This window comes from Streptomyces sp. Ncost-T10-10d (assembly GCF_900091955.1).
GTDB lineage: Bacteria > Actinomycetota > Actinomycetes > Streptomycetales > Streptomycetaceae > Streptomyces.
On record NZ_FMDF01000140.1, the window covers coordinates 13,060 to 33,067 of the forward strand.

Genomic DNA, 20,008 nt, shown 5'->3' on the forward strand with positions numbered 1-20,008 from the left:
ACTTGCCGCACCCGCTCCACCGCATCACCCCCACAGCCGTCGCCGACGGGGTGACGGCCGGTCAGTCGACCGCCTTGGTGCAGACAGCCATTTTCCCGTCGTGCACGGTGTAGATCCAGTAGCGCTCCTGGTCGTACCGGGACTGCGAGCAGTAGCCGTTCCGGTACGACTTCTGACCCCGGTAGAGATCGGTGATCTGAAGAATCCTGTTGTACCCCTTGGGCACGGTGTCCTTGCCACAGTCCCAGACGGTCATCAGCCGCGCTTTCGTCATCGTGTCGCCGTCGGCCTTCGCCACGAAGCACTCGCCCTTGCGGAACTGGCGTGACACACAGAGGGTGGTGCTGAACGCCGACCGTGATCCGGCGTGGTACCAGTACCACTCGCCGAGGTCGGTCGGACAGTCCGTCATGGCGATGCCGCGATGCGTCGAGGTCACCATGAGGTAGGCGTTGGCGGCATCGCAGTCCACCGTCTCCGGGGTCCGGGTCGACCACGCGTCGTAGCCGTCGTCGTACGCGGTGAGGCAGTCGCCGCCGGACACCGAACGGAAGGCGACATCGCGCGCGTCAGGGGTCGGGGAGGGCGGCGGGGTGTACTGGTACTGGCTGCTGCCACTGCTGGTGCTTGTGCTGCCACTGCTCGTGCTGCTGCCGGTGTCGGACTCGCAACTGTTCCAGAGGAAGAGTCCGATGATGAGAAGCGGGATGATCAACCAGCCGTCGGAGGACTTCTTCTTGACGGGAGTGGGAGCGGGAGCGGGTGTCGGGCCGGCTGTGGCTCCGGCCGCTGTACGTGGGGGGCGCGGCGGAGTGCGTGCCGACGACTGCGCGGAACCCGCCTGGGAGGAGCCCGCCCGGGCCCGTCCCTGCGCGCGCTCACGCTCGGCCCGTTCCTTCTCCGCCCGTTCCTTCTCGGCTCGTTCCTTCTCCGCCGCTGCCACTCGGGCGGCCCGTTCCCGTTCGGCCCGCTTCTCCGCCCGTTCCCGCTCGGCCCGCTCGTGCTCCTCGGCGGCGCGCTGCCGCTCTCGTTCGGCCCGCTTCTCCGCGCGTTCCCGCTCGGCCCGCTCGTGCTCCTCCGCGGCGCGCTGCCGCTCCCGCGCGGCGCGTTCCCGCAGCCGCCGCAGGTGCGCCTCGCGCTCCTCGGTGTACATCCGGGTGGTGTTCGGCGGCGGCACCACGCTCGTGCGCTGGTCGACGGTCGGGGCTTCCGGTTCGATCCGGTTCGTGCGCGCGAGGTCCCGGCCCTGGGCCGCGTACTCCCCGATCAGCGCCGTCCAGCGCGGCGGCAGCCAGCGACTGCCGCTGTGCGTCGCCGGCATCCCGGCCTGGTCCGCCCGGAACCGGCCGAGCAGATCCGCGGGCGTGGGGCGTCGGGCCGGGTCGGTGGCCAGGCAGGGGCGGATCGTCGGGACGAGTTCCTTCGGCAGCCCGTCGAGGTCGAGTTCGCCGCGCTGGACCCGGGCGAGCAGGCGCAGGGTGTCGCCGTCCGCGCGGTACGGCGGCCGCCCGGTGGCCAACAGGAACAGGGTCGCGCCCAGCGAGTACACGTCCGAGGCGGCCGTGGACGGCTCGCCGCGCGCCTGCTCGGGCGAGGTGAACGCGATGGTGCCCAGGGTGAGACTGGTGCGGGTGAGGTCGCTGGCATGGGATATGCCGAAGTCGATCAGCCGGGGGCCGTCGAGCGGCAGCAGAACGTTCTGCGGCTTCACGTCCCGATGCACGATGCCCTCCCGGTGGAGGGTGACCAGTGCCTCCGCGGTGCCGGCCGCCGCCCATCGCACGGCCGATGCGGGCAACACCCCGCAGGTGCGCACCAGTTCGGAGAGCGGGGGAGCGGCGATGTAGTCGATGGCCATCCAGGGCCGCTCGGCGCCCGGGTCGGCGTCCCGTACCCGCGCGGTGTGCGCGCTGTCGACCCGTTGCGCGAGGGTCACCTCCCGGGCGAACCGCCGCCGGTCGACATCGCTGACGTCCCCCTCGGCGAGCAGCGTCTTCACCGCGACGAGCCCACCGGCGCCCCCGGTTCCCCGGCCGAGTTCCCCGGGGCCCTGCCCGCCGTCGCTCCGGGCCAGGTAGATCCGCCCCATGCCGCCGGAGGCCAGCCGCCCGATCAGCCGGTAGGGCCCGAGCACCGCCGGATCGTCCGCGCCCAGCGCCTGAACCCGCGCCCCGGCCATGTCACTCCCCCTGTCGCACCTCCGTGCCCCCACCACGGTGGCACGCGGGCGCCCACGAGGCCATGGGTCGGACCTGTCCCGGACAGGCGCGCCCGGGTTCGGGACAGGCCCGGGACGCATGCAGCAGCGCCGCCGGGGGAGCGGCGGCGCTGCTGGTCACTGATGGCCGGACGGTGGTTACGGCAGGCCGTGCACGTGCGGGGCCACCGCGTTCGACCAGGCGTTGCCCGACTTGGCGTCCCAGTTGGTCGACCAGGTCATCGCACCACGGAGACCGGGGTAGGTCTTCGCGGGCTTGAACGTGCCGCAGTTGGTGCCGACGGCCAGGCAGTCCAGGGCCGCGTTCACGATCGACGGCGAGACGTAGCCGCTGCCCGCGCCGCTGGTGGAGGCGGGGACACCGAGGCCGACCTGGGACGGGTCGAGGCCGCCCTCCAGCTGGATGCAGGCGAGCGCGGTCAGGAAGTCCACCGAGCCCTGCGAGTAGACCTTGCCGTCGCAGCCGAGCATCGAACCGCTGTTGTAGTACTGCATGTTGACGACGGTCAGGATGTCCTTGATGCCGAGCGCCGTCTTGAAGTACTCACCCGAGGTGGACTGCATGTCGATGGTCTGCGGCGCCATCGTGATGACGAGTCCGGAGCCCGCCTTCTGCGACAGCGAGCGCAACGCCTTCGTCATGTACGTGGAGTTGAGACCGTTCTCCAGGTCGATGTCGACGCCATTGAAGCCGTACTCCTGGATGAGCGAGTAGACCGAGTCGGCGAAGTTGGTTGCGGAGGCGTCGCTGTTGACCGAGACGGACCCCTTCTCACCGCCGACCGAGATGATGACGTTCTTCCCGGCCGCCTGCTTCGCCTTGATGTCGGCCTTGAACTGGTCGACGGTGTAGCCGTTCAGGCCCGCCGTGTCCAGGTTGAAGGTGACGGCGCCCGGCGTGGTCGTGGCGTCGGCGAAGGAGACCGCGATGATGTCGTAGTTCGCGGGCACGTCGCTGAGCTTCTGCACGGTGGCGCCGTTGTTGAAGTTCTGCCAGTAGCCGGTCACCGCGTGCTTGGGCACCGAGGTACCGGGGTTGCCGCCGCCCGACTGGGCCGTACGGCCGCTGACCGTCGCGGACTTGACGGACTCACCGGCCGCGTTGGTGGCGGTCACCGCGAACCGGTACGCCGTGTCGGCCGCCAGACCCGTGATCGTGGCGGAGGTCCCGGTGGACGTGGTGACCTTCGCGCCGTCCTTGTAGACGGTGTAGCCGGTCGCGCCGGACACCGCGTTCCAGGACAGGGCGATGGAGGAGGGCGTGGTCGCGCCGACGGTGAGACCGGCGGGCGCTGCGGGGATCTCCGGCGCGGGGTCGGTGCCGCCACCGCCGTCGGGACCGCTGACCGAGATGTCGTCCGCCAGGTAGGCGGCCTGCCCGTACCAGCCGTGCGTGTACACCGTGACCGAGGTGGTGTTCGGGCCGGTTCTGAAACCGGTGGTGAGCTGGGTCCAGCTGCTGGAGCCGGGGGACCAGGTCGACACGTCGGTGGTCCCGGTACCGCTCGCGCCGATGTACGCGTACCCGCCCTGCACCCAGGAGCTGAGCGTGTACGTCGAGTCGGGCTTCACGGCCACGGTCTGGGTGCACTTCGCGTTGTCCTGGCCGGCCGGGGTGGCCTTGAGGGCGGCGGTGCCACCGTGCACGGGGGAGGAGACGGTGGTGCCGCTGCCGCCGGAGCAGGTCCAGTTGGCGAGCCCCGACTCGAAGCCCGCGTTCTTGGCGACGTTGACATCGGCGGCCTCGGCGTTGCCGGCGAGACCGGTGGCGGTCAGCGCGCCGGCTGCGAGGACGGCCATGGCTCCGCCGAGGAACGGCCGGGTGTGGCGCCTGCGGGTTCTGTGGACGCTGACGGGGGAAGGTTCCACTTGCTGCCTCCGTGGGGGAGTTGGGGATGCCGGACCGGGTACCTGGGAAGAGCCGGCGGGGTTGACCGGCGGTACCCGGGCCGTCCTGGGGGTGGCGCGGAGATGAAGAGGGAGTGCAGTTGAACGACGGTGGTCACCGCTGGCCGATAAGTTGGTCCAGACCAATCGAGTTGTCAAGACCTCTGGCACTGCCGGCTGTCCGGTCCGTGCTCGCCGGAGCGCCCCGCGGCCGCCCTGTCGGCCACCCGTGAACGACCGTTCAGGGGTTCCGCAACGGCCGTTGGCCCCCAAAGAATTGACGATTTGTTGAGCATGCTCGCCCCTCGTGCGGGTGACGTGGCCCAGATGCTCGGACAGTGACGATCCGGCCCCGTCGGGGCCCCGTGCGGCAGGTTTCGCATCCGGCCTGACGTGCGGAGATGAATTCCGGGCCGCAGGTAATCGGAAGGTGGATTCGTAACACTCCGCAGTGGTACAGGAGTTAACGATTTTCGATTTGGTCCGATTTAGCATGGAGATGTTGTGCAGGCGGCTCACACAGGTTGTCGTACTGACCTCCGAAAAGTGTTCTCTGCCAGGTAAGACGTGGATAAAGTGCTGAGGCAGAACCGCGGAGCAGGAGCGATTGCGGCCGACGTCATGACCGTCGTCTGGCCGGAGCCGAAACGGGGAACAGCGTGCCGACCGCAATAGCAGTGACCAGTGCTGACTTGGTACTACCTCCGACCGACCAGCAGACACCGACAGCAGCCCTGCTGCAGGCTCCCGACGCCCAGGCGTTGGAGATGGCCATCGGTGACATGCACGTGCTGCTCGAACAGCACGGCTACGTCGTCGCCGTGTACCCGACCGGCATCGCGCCCGCCCATGAACGCCGGCTCTACTCCGTACGTTCCGTTCTGGAGAGCGACCGCATCGCCCTGCTCAAGGTGGACCTCCCCCCCTTGGGCGTCGCCGTACTCGTCAGGCAGCTCCGCCAGTTGTCCATCTGTGACTTCAGCCCGGGAGTGGTCGCCTCCGCCGCCCGGCTGCTGTCTCACTACATCCACGCGGGCGCCCTGCTGAACTCCGTCACCAAGTTCGACCGGGTCCCGGTCGACCTCAGGACACACGCCAAGTCGTGGGTCCCGGGCTCCCAGTTCGCCGTGGTCGCGGGTCCGGAACCGCAGCTCGTCAAGGTCGGCCCGAAGGCGGACCCACCGACCGGCCCGGAATTCGCCACGCACCTGATGATCGCCAAAGGGCAGTCGCAGTCCGAGTGGGTGAAGCAGACCCTGGCACCCGCGTGGCAGGTCCAGTCCATTCATGAGGCCGCGCTTCCGTCCGATTCCCCGGCATGGTGGGGAACCGGAAAACTGGTTGAATTCGCTGCCTATCTTCCAGACATCTCCATCCTGTACCAACTGGTGGCCTCCGTACGTCGCGAGAACTGCCACTGGTGCGGAATGGACCTCATCGGTGACCGCTGCGGGTTCTGCTCCTCCCCGCTACCCGCAGCAGAGAACCGAATGCACTCCGCCGGTGTCCTCAGCCAGGGAGCGCCCGCACCACCGCAGTCCTAGCGCTTCCGCTTTCCTCCGTAGACGCCCTCCTGTCCGCTGCCCCACGCATCCGATTCGAACGAGGTTGTCCGGCCCATGAACTCCCGCCAGCGCCGCGGCGTGATACTCCTGCTTTTGTCGGTTCTGTGCGCCTTCGGCGCCTTCGCCGGCGTGCTCTCGGTGATCAGCGATGTCAACTCCAAGGTCGGCCCCGAGGTCTCGGCCTACCAGCTGAAATCCGATGTGGCGCCCTATACCACCCTGTCGTCCGGCCAGTTCGAGAAGATCTCGATGCCGAAGCGCTGGCTCTCCACCAACGCGGTGACCGACCTCTCCGAGGTGAACGGCAAGATCGCCGTCACCCAGCTGCGCAAGGGCTCGCTGCTCCAGTCCGACATGATGCAGAAGCGCCCCGAACTGCAGCCCGGGGAGCAGGAGATCGCCATCATGATCGACGCCGCGACCGGCGTCGCGGGCAAGATCACCCCCGGTGCCACGGTCAACATCTACGCCACCTTCGCCGGTGAGCGCGACGGCGACCCCTCCCAGTCCAAGGTCATCGTCTCCAACGCCAAGGTGCTGGACGTCGGCAAGCTGACCGCTCTGGAGCCGAACCGGGACGGCAAGTCCAACATGGGCACCGAGGCCGTCCCGATCACCTTCGCGCTCAACACGCTCGACACCCAGCGCATCGCCTACGCCGAGTCCTTTGCCGAGCACGTACGCCTCGCGCTCCTCGCCTCCGGCAGCGACGCCACCATCCGTCCGGGCGACCGCACCTACACGCTCGACAAGGACAAGTGAGGATCGAATGACCACCAGGATCCTCCCGGCCGTCGGTGACGTCGACGCGGCCAGATCCGTCACCACCCTGCTCAGCCAGCTCCCCGACGCGGAACCGGGTGCTCCGGTCAGCGACTCGACCCAGCTCATCGACACCCTCGCCCGCCTCGCGGGCGAATCGCTCGACGAGCTGCCCGAGGTGGTGCTGGTCCACGAGCGGATCGGTCCGGTGCCGGCACTGGAACTGATCCGGGAGGTCTCCCTGCGCTTCCCCGCCATCGGGGTCGTGCTGATCACCGCCGATGTCACGCCCGGTCTGTTCGCGTCCGCGATGGAGTCGGGGGCGCGCGGTGTCATCACCCTGCCCCTGAGTTACGAGGAGCTGGCCAACCGGATCCAGTCCGCCGCCCAGTGGTCCGTCGGCGTCCGCCGCCACCTGAGCACCGGGGCCGATGTCTTCACCGGCCCCGGCGGTACGGTCATCACGGTCAGCGGCGCCAAGGGCGGCGTCGGCGCCACCGTCACCGCCGTACAACTCGCCCTGGCGGCCCAGGCGTCCGGACGTACCGTCGCCCTGGTCGACCTGGACCTCCAGGCCGGCGACATCGGCTCCTACCTCGATGTGCAGTTCCGGCGCTCCATCGTCGACCTGTCGGCGATCACCGACATCTCGCCGCGTGTCCTGTCCGACGCCGTGTTCAGCCACGGCACCGGCCTCGCACTGCTGCTGGCCCCCAGTGAGGGCGAGAGCGCCGAGGAGGTCAGCGACCGGTCGGCCCGGCAGATCGTCAGCGCCCTGCGTTCGCGCTACGAGGTCGTGGTCATCGACTGCGGCAGCCAGCTCCAGGGAGCGAGCGCCGCGGCCATCGAGATGGCCGACTCGGCGCTGCTGGTCACGACACCTGATGTGATCGCGGTACGCGGTGCCAAACGCCTCGTACGGATGTGGGACCGGCTCCAGATCCGCAAGGCGGAGGAGACGGTCACCGTCGTCAACCGGTTCATCCGCAACACCGAGATCCAGCCGCAGCTGATCGAGAAGATCACCGGGACCCGGACGGCCAACACGGCCGTTCCCGCAAACTTCAAGGAACTCCAGAGCGTCGTCGACGCAGGCCGGCTGCATGAACTCGACTCCAAGAGCACCGTCAAACAGGCCCTCTGGGCCCTTGCGGGCGAGCTGGGCATCGTGAAGGTTCCTGACAAGGCGGAGAAGAGCGGCGCGAAGAGCGGTGCGAAGTTCAAGAACGACCGAGGTTCGATCGGGCGCCGACGCGACCGCGACGGCGACTCCCGGAACCGGCCGACGACCTAGGGGGCAAGTTGACCAATGGCACTTACCGAGACGAAAGACACGGAGATACGGGGAAGGCGTTACGGTGACGCCGCTCCGACGCGGGGTGGAATCCGCGTCCGCCTCTTCGGTCGGGGGCGCGACCGCGGCCAGACCGCGATCGAGTTCCTCGGCGTCACACCGCTGATCATCCTGCTGGCGGTCGCGCTCTGGCAGTGCGTGCTGATCGGCTACACGTTCTCCTTGGCGGGGAACTCGGCGGATGAGGCGGCGCACCAGGGGGCCATCTCGGAGGGCTCGCGGGGGTGGGCATGCCGGGAAGCGGCTGAGAGGGGCCTGCCGAAGGCGTGGCGGGAGTCGATGAAGCGGACCACGTGCGATGACTCGTCCGGGTTGTACAAGGCCACGGTGAAGCTGCGTGTACCGGTCCTGGTGCCTGGTGTACTCAACTGGCCGATGACCGTCGAGGGCAACGCCGCGTCGCCGCTGGAGGCCGAGCGATGAGCATGCGTACGCACACACCAGGCCGGACAGCTGTTGTCTCCCGCCGGGAGCGCGGCCAGGTCGCCATTGAGTACATGGGCTTCATTCCGCTGATGCTTCTGGTGGGTCTTCTCACGATCCAGCTGGGGGTCGCCGCGTACGCCGTCAACCAGGCGGGCACCGGTGCCCGCGCGGCGGCGCGTACCGCCAGCCAAGACGTGTCGCACGGAGATCCCGTGAGGGCAGGCCGCGAGGCGATGAGCGACTGGCTCGGCAGCTACAGGAATTCGCGGTTCAGCCGCGACTCCGGGTCCGGCAAAGTGACCTACACCACTCGGGTGAAGATTCCCTCCGTCGTGCCCGGCATCGACGACTGGGGCTGGGCCAGGCGCAGTTCCACCATGCCGCGAAGGTGACGGGTGCCCACACCGCACGACCGGGGCACCACAGTTTTTTCTGAGCGAGGAGTTACGGAATGAGTCTGCGGGCACGCATGACCGCCCCCGAGAAGCACGGCGGGGCGCGGGAGGACAGCCACATGGTGGCCACCTACCGCGCCAAGCTGCTCGAAGAGATCGACTTGGCCGAGATGTCCTCGCTCGCCGCCGCAGACCGGCGGGCGCGACTGGAGCGCGTACTCAGCCACATCATCAGCCGCGAGGGTCCGGTCCTCTCGACCGTCGAACGCACCCAGCTGATCCGCCGGGTCGTCGATGAGGCCCTTGGACTCGGCATTCTGGAACCACTCCTCGAAGACGCGTCCATCACCGAAATCATGGTGAACGGACCGGACCAGATCTTCGTCGAGCGCAGCGGCAAGGTCGAACAGCTCCCGATGCGCTTCAGTTCGCACGAGCAGCTGATGCAGACCATCGAGCGCATCGTGTCGACCGTCAACCGCCGTGTCGACGAGCAGAACCCCATGGTTGACGCGCGTCTACCCAGTGGCGAGCGTGTCAATGTGATCATTCCGCCACTGTCGCTGACCGGCGCCACGCTCACCATCCGACGATTCCCGAGGGCCTTCACGCTCCAGGAGATGATCAACGTCGGCTCGCTCGACGAGCAGATGCTGATCCTGCTCTCCGGACTCGTCCAGGCCAAGTTGAACGTCATCGTCTCCGGCGCCACCGGTACCGGGAAGACGACGCTCCTCAACGCTCTCTCCGGCCTCATCCCCGACAGCGAGCGCATCGTCACCATCGAGGACTCCGCCGAGCTCCAGCTCCAGCAGAGCCATGTGATCCGGTTGGAGTCCCGTCCGGCGAACGTCGAGGGGAAGGGCCAGATCACCATCCGTGACCTGGTCCGCAACTCCCTGCGTATGCGTCCCGACCGCATCGTCGTCGGTGAGGTCCGTGGTGGTGAATCGCTCGACATGCTCCAGGCGATGTCGACCGGTCACGACGGCTCGCTCGCCACCGTCCACGCCAACAACGCCGAGGACGCGCTCATGCGTCTGCAGACTCTGGCCTCGATGTCAGAGATCAAGATCCCGTTCGAGGCGCTGCACGACCAGATCAACAGCGCCGTCGACGTCATCGTCCAGCTCACCCGACACGCCGACGGTTCCCGCAAGATCACCGAGATCGCCGTCCTCGACTCGCACGGCCGCGATCCCTACCGCATCGTGACCGTCGCCCGGTTCGACGCCCAGCCGATGGACGCCGAGGGGCGGATCAACGGCGAGTTCAACTACCTCCCGCTCCCGCGCAAGATCGCCGAGCGTCTCTACATGGCCAGCCAGCCCATCCCGCAGGCCTTCGGGGTCGCCGATTCCGCCGAACAGCTCGCCACCCGAGAGGCCAACTAGGTACCGTGCCATGACGAATCTCCCTCTTCTCACCATTGGCGTCACGCTGCTCGCCGGCGTCACGGGCGTCACGGGCCTGCACGCCTACTCCGGCGGCAAGGCCGACCGGGACGCCCTGGTGGACCGCCTTTCGCACACAGGTCACATCCCGGAGATGGGGCGTCACCGCCGCTTCCGGGGCCTCGACGCCAGGCTGCGCAAGACCGGCCTGGGCCGGAAACTCGAACTGAAGCTGGCCGCCACCGGCCTCGACATCACACCGGGCGAGTTCTTCGTCTACGCGCTCGCCGCCATGGCCGGCCTATGGATGATTGCCTCGTCGTTGCTCGCCAGCTTCTTCGGCCCGGTCGCCGCCCTCATCGGCCTCTGGGGCACCAACGCCTTCCTGAACTGGCAGCGGACCAAACGCACCGAACGCTTCATCAACCAGCTCCCCGAGCTCGCCCGTATCCTCGCCAACGCCACCCAGGCAGGCCTCGCGCTGCGTACGTCCATCAGCATGGCGGCCGACGAGATGGAGGACCCGGCAGGCGAGGAACTGGCCCGGGTCTCCCGCCGTCTCGCCGTCGGTGAACCGCTCGACGACGCACTGAGCGAGCTGACCGACCGGCTGCCCTCCCGCGAGCTCGTCGTCCTCGTGACCACTCTCGTCCTGTCCAACCGAGCCGGCGGTACGGTCGTCAGCTCCCTGCGCAACCTCACCGAGACGCTGGAGGAGCGCAAGGAGACCCGGCGCGAGGTCAAGACCCAGCTCTCCCAGGTCACTGTCACCGCCTACGCCGTCCCCATCTTCGGCCTGGGCGCCATGCTCCTGATGAACGCGGTCATGCCTGGCGCACTCGACCGCATGACCGGGGCTTTCATCGGCCAGGTCGCCGTGGTCATCTCCATCACCCTGTACACGATCGGATTCATCGTGATCCGCCGCATGTCCCGGATCGACGTCTGATGAGCGGGGGAAACATGGACCTGCTGCTCGCCGGCCTCATGGGCCTCGCGGTGTACGGCGCCATCGCCGGTATCCGCATGTACCGGGCCGACGCCAAGCTCCCCGGCGATCTCGCGATCGCCTTGGAAGTCGGCTCCACCCGCACCAGCGCGGTCGGCTCCGGCATTGACCGTCTCGGTATGCGCTGGGCCCCCTCAGTCCTGCGGATGATGGGCCCCAAGGCCGTCAACAAGAAGCGCCGCCAGATCGACCTGGCAGGCAATCCGGGCGGTCTGACCATCGACCGCTATGCCGCCCGCCGAGCCGTCTACGGCGGCCTCGGTCTGCTCGGTGCATTCACGATGATCATCCGTGGGCAGCTTTTCCTCTCCATGGTGCTGATCGCCTTCGGACTGTTCTGGGTCGAGGTCGGCCTCTGGTCGGCGGTCCGCGTCCGGCGCGACCACATCGACCGGACCCTCCCCGACTTCCTCGACGTGCTCGCCGTCGTTGTCTCCGCGGGCCTCGGTTTCCGTCAGGCTCTCGCACGCGTTGCCGAGAAGTACGAGGGTCCCTGGGCCGACGAACTGCGGATCACGCTCCGCCAGATGGACATGGGCGTCAGCCGCCGCGAGGCCTTCGAGCAGCTACGCAAGCGCAATGACTCGGAGCAGGTGGCGATGTTCGTGACCACGCTCCAGCAGGGCGAGGAGCTCGGTGCGCCGATTGTCGAGACGCTGATCCAGATCGCCAACGACATGCGACGTACCGACGCCCAGAACGCCCGCCGGAAGGCCGCCAGAGCCGTCCCCAAGGCGACCTTCGCGGTCACGACTTTCCTGCTTCCCGGAACACTGGTGCTGCTGACAGTGGGCTTCGTCTACGGAGCCAACGTCGACTTCAGCTTCCTCACGGGCGGATGACGTGAACGAGACGGGCTGCGGGCAGGACGGGGCAGAGGAGGTGACAGACACATGTCGTTCCAACTCAGCAGTTCTCAGACCGGACTGAACGCGGAGGTGCGCCAGGCGATTGCTGACCCTGGATCGCGCCCGGCGTTCGCGATCCAGCTGAACGCGCTTCAGGCGATGTGCCGACAGGTCTTCGGCTTCCGGCTCGCGATGATCGCCATAGCCACACCGTTCGCAATCGGCCACACGGCCTCGGGCCTGGCCTCCTGGCTGATCGGCTCGGCCATCCTCGTCACCTTCATGGGCTCGTACGTCCTGTTCCGCGACTGGGAACGCTTTGGTCCCGTACTCCTGCGCCACCCCTGGCTGCTCGGCATAGACGCCTTTTTCGGTGCCCTGCTGCTGATCACCGCCTCCCCCGAGTCCACCCTCGCATACGTCACTGTGTGCACTCCGCTGCTGGCCGGTCTCGTCTACGGCTGGCGGGGCGCGGCGGTCTTCGCCGCACTGCAGACCGTCATCGTCCTCGGCGTGTACGGAACCGACCCGAAACTGCAGCCCGCCGACGCCACGGCGCTCCTCCTCCCGGGCTTCTGCATCATCGCGGGCGCCGTCGGTGTCACCCTGCGTAATCTGCTCCTCCGCTTCGGGACGGCAAGTCAGGCCCTCACCGAGACCAGGGCCCGCCTCGCTGTCAACGAGGCCGTGGAGGGCGAGCGCACACGGCTGGCGAGAGAGATGCATGACTCGGTCGCCAAGACCCTGCACGGTCTGGCGCTGGCCGCCGACGGCCTGGCCGGTTCGTCCGACCGGATGGACCCGCTCACCGTCAAGCACCAGGCCGAACTGGTCGCCCGCGCCGCCCGCCGTGCCGCCGCGGAGTCCCGCGAGCTCCTCTCCGACCTGCGCCGCGAGTCCGGACTCGACGGCGGCGTGGACGTAGTGCGTGAACTCCGGGCGCGTGCAAACGACTTCACTCGACGTCACGCACTCACGGCCACCTTCCGACTCCTCAACGACGCGCCGATCCCGCACGTCCCCCAGGTCGTCGCCCGCCAGTTGCTCACCGTCGCTTCCGAAGCGATGGAGAACGCCCACCGCCACGCCCAACCCACCTACCTCGTCGTGCTCGCAGGCGTGAAGGGCGATGTCCTGCGCGTCAGCGTGTATGACGACGGGCGTGGCCTGCCCGCAGGCACGACGCTCGACGATCTCCGGCACGCCGGGCACTTCGGCCTCGTCGGCATGGTCGAACGCGCCGCATCCATCGGCGCCCGCATCCGCATTGGAAAGGGCCAGGCGGCCAAGGGCACCGAAGTGCGCCTGGAACTTCCGATCGCCGCTCTCAGTACCGCTCTCGATACGCAGCAACCCAACTGAACAGCAACGGAACTGAACAGCTCCAACTCCATCCTCACCCCCCATAAACCCCTGAGAGGAGGTCGCAGATGCCGGACGACGTCTCCCGTGCGTCGGGCCAGAACTGGGCAGCAGAGAACCACGCTTCCCAGCACACGTCCTCGCACGTCACCCCGCTCAACTCGGAGCCCAGCTCCAACGCGTTCCCTGTTCCCGCCCCCGTCCCCCAGCAGTCCGCGGCATCCGAGTCCATGCCTCCCTTCCCCGCGGCGGCGCCCATGCCCGCCCCCGGCGCCCTGCGGGTCGTCGTCGCCGACGACAACCCAGTGGTCCGGGCCGGCCTGGGCGTCCTGCTCTCCGGCCGTGACGACATCGAAGTCGTGGCCGAGGCCGCAGATGGCCGCCAGGCCTACGACATGGCCGTTCTGCACCGCCCGGACGTCGTCCTGCTCGACGTCCGTATGCCCGGCGTCGACGGCATATCCGCCCTGCCTCATCTCGTCCAGGTCGCGCCGGTCATGATGCTGACCTACAGCCGCGAGAGCGAGATCGTGCACGAGGCGCTGCGTCTGGGAGCGAGCGGCTATCTGGTCCACGGGGAGTTCTCGGCTGGTCAGTTGGTGCAGGCCGTACGCGACACCAAGAACGGCCGGGCCCACTTCACGGCCACCGCGGCCAACGCCCTCCTTGCCCACATGCGCCAGGGCCCCGGACCACAGGGCCGACCGCTCCCGGAGGGACTCGGCGCGGCCCTGACCACGGGCGTTCCGTACCAGGGGCCCGGCTACGACGGCCACGTCCCGAGTCCGGTCCAGCAACACGGTGCGCCTGCACATTCACTCAAGTCCGAAACGGCTCCATCTGCGGCGCGACCGCCCCGACCGGCGCAGGGTCTTTCGCATCTGCAACCAGTTGTGGCACAGTCTTCCATGACCGGGGGGTCGGGCGTGACTCTCAACAGGCAGCAGTATGGGCTGAGTTCGCGGGAGGTGGAGGTCATGGAGCTGATCGCGTCCGGAATGAGCAATCAGCAGATCGCCGCCACCTGCTTCATCAGCGAGAAGACGGTCAAGAACCACATCAACCGCATCTTCACGAAGTTGCACAGCACCACCCGCAGCGAGGCCATCGCCCGCTGGCTCGGCACCGCCCCCGCGGCGGGACCAGGGGTACGGGGGGCCGGTGGTCATCGTGGCTGAGCGGATGAGTGGTCGCGGGCGTGGCACTGCAGTCGTGCGTGCGAGGCGTGGGGCCCGGCGTGTGCCGGTGGGGCCGGCCCAACTGTCGTTTTGGGCCCGGGAATGGGCCCTGGGACCCTCCGGTGAGCAGGGTGTGCCGCCGTATGTTTCTCATGTCGCCAGCGGCTCCGGCCAGGAGGAAGCCGGAACCGCAGGCGGCACCCAAGAAACGTGCGAGTCGGCCGGCCATCGGTCGGCCGAACCCGGAGGGGAACACCATGTCGAACATCACCCTGAAGACCGCCGTCCGCGTCAATGGCTGGGCCAACACCGCGGTCAGCGCGATCCAGAAGCGCTACGAGGCCAAGGACCGCGGCCAGACGGCGTTCGAGTACCTGGGCATCATCCTGGTGGTCGTGGCGATCATCGGTGCGATTGTGGCCACGGGTATCGGTGGCGCAATCAGCGGGAAGATCACGGGCCTGGTGAACACCATCAAGACCCAGTAATGCGGCATCGCACCCGTACCGATGCAGGGCAGGCCTTCCCCATCTACGTAGTGATGGTGGCGGGCCTGCTCTTCCTCGCGTTCGTATTCTTTGCCGTCGGCAAGGCCGCGGCCTTGCGCAATGGAGCCCAGGGAGCGGCGGACGCTGCGGCCCTGGCTGCCGCGCAGCAGACCCGCGAACAGTTCAAGGGACCGTTCCTCGCTTCGCTTCCCGGGAAGATGCTGGATCCCTTTCTGCAGGCCCACCCGGTTATGGGATGCCCTGCGGCCTACGGACTGGCCTCGGCGAATCGGGCGCGCGTCACGAACTGCCAGCCGATTCCTGGTGGTCTTCGAGACCGGATCAGGGTTGAGGTCAAAGGCCGTGACGCGGTGGACTCGCCAGTGGTTCCCAATACGAAGCGGACGTTTGCGACGACCGAGGCCACTGCTGTCATCGAGTTCCGCTGCCCTGATTGGGAGTCTGCGGACTTCAATGACGACGGCGTCCAGGACATGTACTTCTTCACCTGCAGGGGAGGGCAGATGCTCCAAATCGCGCCAGGCAGTCCTCCGCCCTGGTCCCAGGTGAGCAAGATTCTCTACGACGTGCACCTGGTCGACAATTGACAGCGAACGACGAGTAAAGGAATCAGAACCCATGAGCATTCGGTGCTCCACCAAGTCCCAAAGGGCAGTGGCAGCCGTCTCGCTGACGGCGGCGCTGGCCCTGGCCATCAGCGGTTGCGGTGCTGATGATGGCGGAAAGACGAACGATGCCGGTTCGTCGCCGTCTTCTGCACCCTCTAAGTCCTCCGAAGAGGACAAGGGGGCAAAGCAGGAGGACACCGCCGTTGGGGAGAACGTGGACCCGAATGTGAAGCTCGCCGAGGTCAGGGGAAATGGGCTGACTCTCGTGATCAATCAGGTGAAACGTGACTCCGGAGGCTTTGTCACGGTTCAGGGCGAGATCAAGAACGTGAGCGACAGGATGCGGAACTCCAGTGGATGGGAGGGCGGGGAAACTGCGATTGTGAACGGCAACGCAAACTCTGTTGCTGGTGCGACACTGGTGGATAAAGCAGGCAAGAAGCGCTACTACGTTCTTCGGGATACGGAGAACCGTTGCCTTTGCACCACCGGTATCGCGCCGTTGCCGGCGGGGGAATCGACCCCCATCTTCATGCAGTTCCCAGCGCCTCCCAACACAACAAATGAGGTCGACTTCACTCTGCCGACGTTCGCGACGACTTCCCTGAAGATTTCAGGGTGACGGCCGACATGACCTACAACCGAACTCGGCTGAAGCCAATTGGCGGTGCCGGACTCTCTGTTGCGGCAGCCATGGTGGTGGCGACCGTCACGTTGTTCGGAGCGTCGTCGGCGCTCGCCGACGACGGCCCAAGCGTGCCCCCTGGCACCGAGGCGACGTCAGTGCCCCCGGTCAAGCTCGATCCCAATGACCCCGACCTGAAGATGCCCGAAGGCGGCACGCTCGCCCCCGCCAAAGTGCTCGACATCGTCCAGGTGATCGAGGACGAGGGCGGCGAAGAGCGTCGCGAGGACACCAACGCGAACGTCAAGTTCGCGCTCCAGGCCGAGGTCCTCTTCGGCAAGGACAGCGCCAAGCTGAGCTCCGCCGCCAACTCCCGTATCGCGGCCATCGCCGCCGAGATCAAGAAGCAGAACGCCACCAAGGTGCGCGTCTTCGGCTTCACCGACAATCTCGGCTCCTCCGCCCACGGCGACGTGCTGTCCAAGCAACGTGCCAACGCCGTGCAGGCGGTGCTGGTGAAGGATCTGGGGTCGACCGTCACCTTCGAGATCCGTGGTTACGGCGAGCAGTACCCCATCGCCGACAACAGCACGGAAGAGGGCCGCAAGAAGAACCGCCGCGTGGAGGTCTCCTTCCCGCGCGGCACCTCTTCCTGAGGCACCCGCACACAGGGGCCCGGCACCGCGAGCGCGTCGCGGTGCCGGGCCCTTGCTGTTACAGCAGGTGGTCGGCCTTGCCGGCCTTGATGTCACGGATCATTTGCTGAAGCGCTTCGCGGCTGTCGGTGAGGAAGTGCTCCTCAGAACCCACGACGCCGATGTAGCTGTTGCCTCGTTCGTCTGTTCCGAGGCGGTAGCAGCTGGCGCCTTCGCCACAGAATGGTTCCTCCCACGTGACGTCCTGCATGGTGACTCCCCTCAGAGGTGACGTGCGATGTCATGGATGAAGTCTCGCGACTTCTGGGGCGGCAGTGCGATCCGCTCCATCCAGTCAAGATGTGAACGATACTTCGCCAACTGTTCTTCCTCGTAGAGGAATTCGGGACCATGGGTGCTGTCCACTTGAACTGTGTCCAGCTGAGGCACAGGTCCCTCTGCGTAGTTGACCGTCTGCCCCGCGCCGGGGAATGCGCCCGCTTCGAATGGGATGACTCGCAGCGTGATGTGATGGCTTTCGGAGACGGTGAGCAGATGGTCGAGCTGAGCTCGGGCCACCTTGCGACCGCCGAACTGCATCCGTAGTGCCGCCTCGTGTATAACGCCCACGTACCCGGGTGAGGCCGCGCCGTCCAGAACTTGCTGTCGTTCCACGCGATGAGCCAGCCGCAGAGCGACTTCGTGTTCCGGGAGGGCCGGGACGACTACTCGGAAGACGGCCAGAGCGTGGTCGCTGGTCTGGAGGATTCCTGGGATGTGTACGGAGTGAGCAGTCCGCATCCGTAGGGCGTTGGCCTCCAGCTCTGCGATGTCGAGGAGTCCTTCCGGAAGCGATTCGCGATACCGCTCCCACCAGCCCCGTCTCGCGGGCTTCACCATGCCGGCCAGTGCCTCGACGTATGCCTGGTCCTGACAGGCGCAGGCATGGGCGAGAGTGCGCAGACGGGCCTCGCTGATGGCTCGGATGCCCTGCTCGATGTTGGAGAGTCTGGACCGGTCGACCCCGAGAAGCCCCGCAGCAGCCTCGGCGGAGACGTCGGCGGCCAAGCGCATCTTCCGGAGTTCGCGCCCCAGGCGCTTCTGTCGTTCGGTCGGGGACGTTCGCGATGCCATGTCAGTCCTTCCGTGACCTTCTCCGTGAAGTCTGCCGTGTGGATGGCGCCCTGAGCCACGCAAGGGTCAATTTTTGAGGATTGAGTGGCCAATATGACCCACCGCACCCTACATTCAGTAACGCACCGCTCACACAGCGACGACGAGCCGGAAGCGCATCGCGCGGTCCTGCCCGCAACCTCCTGCCCTGGGAGAGGCAGGCCCGCGTCAGGGAGACAGGCCACTGCTCGTCCGCAACGCAACCGCGTGAGCCACTCGTGCGCACCCACGCGAAAGAGAGACACCGCCAACTCGCCACCCGCATCAGGGGATTCAGCCATGCACTCATTTTCACTCGCCGCACTCTGCCCGGCCGTCGCCGAGGCGCGTACGCCGGTCCCGTATCCGCATCCCGGCAGCCCGCATCCCAACCCGCAGCAGTACCCCCGGCCCTATCTGCGCTCCAAGGGCCGCCCAGCGCGCGGGCTCGCGCTCAGTTTCACCCTCCCCGGCGACATCCGCAGCGCGCTCATCGGCCGTACCGCGATCGGCGCCGCTCTCAAGGCACACGGGCTCGCTCCGTACATCTGGCCGGCCACGCTCGCGGTCGCCGAACTCATCACCGTGACCGCCAGGATGAGCCCGGACAAGGAGCTCTACGTATCCCTGCGCCACCGCGACGACGCGCTCCGCCTCCTCGTCTGGGACCAGCATCCCCAGCATCCAGAAACGGACATGGCCGCACTCTGCGAGACGAGGCGGCGGCGCGCGCTCTGGCTGTTGGCGGCTGTCGTGGACGACTGGGGCGGGGAGTGGGGCGCCTGTGAGGCCTCTCCACCGCAGCGTGGCACCAAGTCGTGGGTCGTGCTGCCCCGTTGATGTTCGCGATCCCTCATTGGTGGCGTGCCTGACGGGGGTGTATGCAGAATCCGCCCCCGCTGCGGCATACAGGTGGTGACGTCCTGCGACGGGTTCCCTGTTCGACGACCTGGTGACGCAGGGTGACTCGGCGATGAGAGCCAGGACTTGAAGGACGCGCATCGGGCACTCGTCATCGTCGGGCGATGCCCTTTCGGTAACCGGTGGATGCCATCACGTCACGCCGAACTCCCGCCTCACACGGCTGTGTTCCGTGGGAGCAGCCGGGGAGTACTTGCTCCGAAGGGGCCACGGAACGGCCGGTCCGTGGCCCCTTCGTGGCCTTGGTCAGCCGGGGGCGGGCTTCGAGGCGTCGGCCGCGTCGGACGGAACTGTCGTACGGGCCGGCGTCTTTGAGCTGCCGACCGGTGCCGGTGCCGGCAGGATCACAAGGTGCCATTGCTTACCGTCGCGGATGATGGTGAGGTTCTCGCGGTAGTCGGCTCCCCTGCTGTCCTTGGCAGTGATCTTTGCTGAGCCGGTATCGGGGCCCAGGTCGTAGTCGATCTCGATGCCTTCTGCCTGAAGGCCGCGGCCGCCCTTCTTGCTGATGACCTTCCGGGCGTCCCGCTCCGCGTCCGGTCCGGTGGTGCCGTCCAGCTTCAGCAGCGCGTCCGAGTCCCGTTCGTTGAGGGCGGCGATGTATGCCTAGACGGCCTTGCGATCTGCTCCCGCCTTGGGTTTTGGGTCGTCGTTGCCGCATCCGGTCAGGGCGAACAGCGCCGCGAGCGTGACGCCGGTGAAGATGCGCCTCTTCATGTCTACCTCACAGGTGGATCGACGATGTGCCGGGCATGGCTTCCTCAGGTCCGGTGCGCGTACCAGGGGAGAATGTCCGCGTACCCCGCATCGGATCGGGCCGGCCACGCGTCCGCCCCGATCGAGTACGCGCTGATCGGGCGTACTCCTCCCGCAAGAACCGCGCCCACCTGCGCCGCCGTGGAATCCGCCGCACCATCCCCTACAAGGCTGACCAGGCCCGCAACCGCAGGAAGATCGGCTCCCGTGGCGGCCGACCGCCGCGTTTCGACGCGGTGGATCACCGCGAGCGCCATGTGGTCGAGTGCGGGATCAACCGCCTCAAAAGGCACAGAGCGGTGGCCGCGAGGTACGACATGCTCTCCGTCCGCTACGAGGCGACTGTGCTGGTCGCAGCCGTGAACGAGTGGCTGTGACCAGCACCGCCGCAACGGCCCTCAGAT

At 67.4% G+C, this 20,008-nt stretch carries 20 protein-coding genes; 16 read left to right on the forward strand and 4 right to left on the reverse strand.

Going from position 1 to position 20,008, the window contains the following annotated elements; genetic code table 11:
* Positions 1 to 61: 61 nt before the first annotated feature.
* Both GA0115254_RS23865 and GA0115254_RS23870 read right to left on the reverse strand, forming a co-directional pair.
* Complete coding sequence (locus GA0115254_RS23865; protein WP_093897318.1) at positions 62 to 2,179, reverse strand: serine/threonine-protein kinase; 2,118 nt, start codon at positions 2,177 to 2,179, stop codon at positions 62 to 64.
* Positions 2,180 to 2,356: 177 nt separating this feature from the next.
* A complete protein-coding gene (locus GA0115254_RS23870; RefSeq protein WP_093897337.1) occupies positions 2,357 to 4,018 on the reverse strand; it encodes a chitinase in 1,662 nt (553 codons plus the stop codon).
* 764 nt (positions 4,019 to 4,782) lie between these two features.
* Here GA0115254_RS23870 and GA0115254_RS23875 point away from each other — a divergent pair.
* The 14 genes from GA0115254_RS23875 (at position 4,783) to GA0115254_RS23940 (ending at position 16,796) form a co-directional block, all read left to right on the forward strand.
* A complete protein-coding gene (locus tag GA0115254_RS23875; RefSeq protein ID WP_093897319.1) occupies positions 4,783 to 5,649 on the forward strand; it encodes a hypothetical protein in 867 nt (288 codons plus the stop codon).
* A 75-nt stretch (positions 5,650 to 5,724) separates the two neighbouring features.
* Positions 5,725 to 6,432: a Flp pilus assembly protein CpaB gene (gene cpaB, locus GA0115254_RS23880; RefSeq protein WP_093897320.1), complete on the forward strand. Its 708-nt coding sequence runs from the start codon at positions 5,725 to 5,727 to the stop codon at positions 6,430 to 6,432.
* 7 nt (positions 6,433 to 6,439) lie between these two features.
* Positions 6,440 to 7,726 carry a CpaE/TadZ family protein gene (locus tag GA0115254_RS23885; RefSeq protein ID WP_093897321.1) on the forward strand — a complete coding sequence of 429 codons (1,287 nt, stop codon included), beginning with the start codon at positions 6,440 to 6,442 and terminating at the stop codon, positions 7,724 to 7,726.
* 15 nt (positions 7,727 to 7,741) lie between these two features.
* On the forward strand, positions 7,742 to 8,209 hold the full coding sequence (locus GA0115254_RS23890; RefSeq protein WP_093897322.1) for a TadE family protein: 468 nt from the start codon (positions 7,742 to 7,744) through the stop codon (positions 8,207 to 8,209).
* Positions 8,206 to 8,604: a TadE family protein gene (locus GA0115254_RS23895; RefSeq protein WP_370740933.1), complete on the forward strand. Its 399-nt coding sequence runs from the start codon at positions 8,206 to 8,208 to the stop codon at positions 8,602 to 8,604. The genes GA0115254_RS23890 and GA0115254_RS23895 overlap by 4 nt, the downstream gene beginning before the upstream one ends.
* 59 nt (positions 8,605 to 8,663) lie before the next feature.
* Positions 8,664 to 10,001 (forward strand): CpaF family protein, encoded by a 1,338-nt coding sequence (locus GA0115254_RS23900; RefSeq protein WP_093897324.1) that lies wholly within the window; start codon positions 8,664 to 8,666, stop codon positions 9,999 to 10,001.
* A 10-nt stretch (positions 10,002 to 10,011) separates the two neighbouring features.
* Positions 10,012 to 10,950 carry a type II secretion system F family protein gene (locus GA0115254_RS23905; RefSeq protein ID WP_093897325.1) on the forward strand — a complete coding sequence of 313 codons (939 nt, stop codon included), beginning with the start codon at positions 10,012 to 10,014 and terminating at the stop codon, positions 10,948 to 10,950.
* A 14-nt stretch (positions 10,951 to 10,964) separates the two neighbouring features.
* A complete protein-coding gene (locus GA0115254_RS23910) occupies positions 10,965 to 11,852 on the forward strand; it encodes a DUF5936 domain-containing protein (RefSeq protein ID WP_093897326.1) in 888 nt (295 codons plus the stop codon).
* Positions 11,853 to 11,903: 51 nt separating this feature from the next.
* Entirely contained in the window at positions 11,904 to 13,220 is a 1,317-nt protein-coding gene (locus GA0115254_RS23915; RefSeq protein ID WP_093897327.1) for a sensor histidine kinase, read from the forward strand.
* Positions 13,221 to 13,288: 68 nt separating this feature from the next.
* Positions 13,289 to 14,398, forward strand: a complete 1,110-nt coding sequence (locus tag GA0115254_RS23920; protein WP_093897328.1) for a response regulator transcription factor — start codon at positions 13,289 to 13,291, stop codon at positions 14,396 to 14,398.
* Positions 14,399 to 14,655: 257 nt separating this feature from the next.
* The gene (locus tag GA0115254_RS23925; RefSeq protein WP_093897329.1) at positions 14,656 to 14,886 is read left to right on the forward strand and encodes a hypothetical protein; all 231 of its coding nucleotides are present in this window, start codon (positions 14,656 to 14,658) and stop codon (positions 14,884 to 14,886) included.
* Entirely contained in the window at positions 14,886 to 15,494 is a 609-nt protein-coding gene (locus GA0115254_RS23930; protein WP_093897330.1) for a pilus assembly protein TadG-related protein, read from the forward strand. The genes GA0115254_RS23925 and GA0115254_RS23930 overlap by 1 nt, the downstream gene beginning before the upstream one ends.
* Positions 15,495 to 15,525: 31 nt before the next feature.
* Positions 15,526 to 16,137: a hypothetical protein gene (locus GA0115254_RS23935; RefSeq protein WP_093897331.1), complete on the forward strand. Its 612-nt coding sequence runs from the start codon at positions 15,526 to 15,528 to the stop codon at positions 16,135 to 16,137.
* An 8-nt stretch (positions 16,138 to 16,145) separates the two neighbouring features.
* On the forward strand, positions 16,146 to 16,796 hold the full coding sequence (locus GA0115254_RS23940; RefSeq protein ID WP_093897338.1) for an OmpA family protein: 651 nt from the start codon (positions 16,146 to 16,148) through the stop codon (positions 16,794 to 16,796).
* Positions 16,797 to 16,854: 58 nt separating this feature from the next.
* Here GA0115254_RS23940 and GA0115254_RS23945 read toward each other — a convergent pair whose 3' ends face one another.
* Both GA0115254_RS23945 and GA0115254_RS23950 read right to left on the reverse strand, forming a co-directional pair.
* Complete coding sequence (locus GA0115254_RS23945) at positions 16,855 to 17,046, reverse strand: hypothetical protein (RefSeq protein ID WP_093897332.1); 192 nt, start codon at positions 17,044 to 17,046, stop codon at positions 16,855 to 16,857.
* 11 nt (positions 17,047 to 17,057) lie between these two features.
* Complete coding sequence (locus GA0115254_RS23950) at positions 17,058 to 17,909, reverse strand: helix-turn-helix domain-containing protein (RefSeq protein ID WP_093897333.1); 852 nt, start codon at positions 17,907 to 17,909, stop codon at positions 17,058 to 17,060.
* A gap of 318 nt (positions 17,910 to 18,227) precedes the next feature.
* Here GA0115254_RS23950 and GA0115254_RS23955 point away from each other — a divergent pair, with 318 nt between their 5' ends.
* The gene (locus tag GA0115254_RS23955) at positions 18,228 to 18,767 is read left to right on the forward strand and encodes an ATP-binding protein (protein ID WP_093897334.1); all 540 of its coding nucleotides are present in this window, start codon (positions 18,228 to 18,230) and stop codon (positions 18,765 to 18,767) included.
* Between the two features lie 833 nt (positions 18,768 to 19,600).
* Positions 19,601 to 19,981, forward strand: a complete 381-nt coding sequence (locus tag GA0115254_RS23960; RefSeq protein ID WP_256102746.1) for a transposase — start codon at positions 19,601 to 19,603, stop codon at positions 19,979 to 19,981.
* The last annotated feature ends 27 nt before the right edge of the window (positions 19,982 to 20,008 follow it).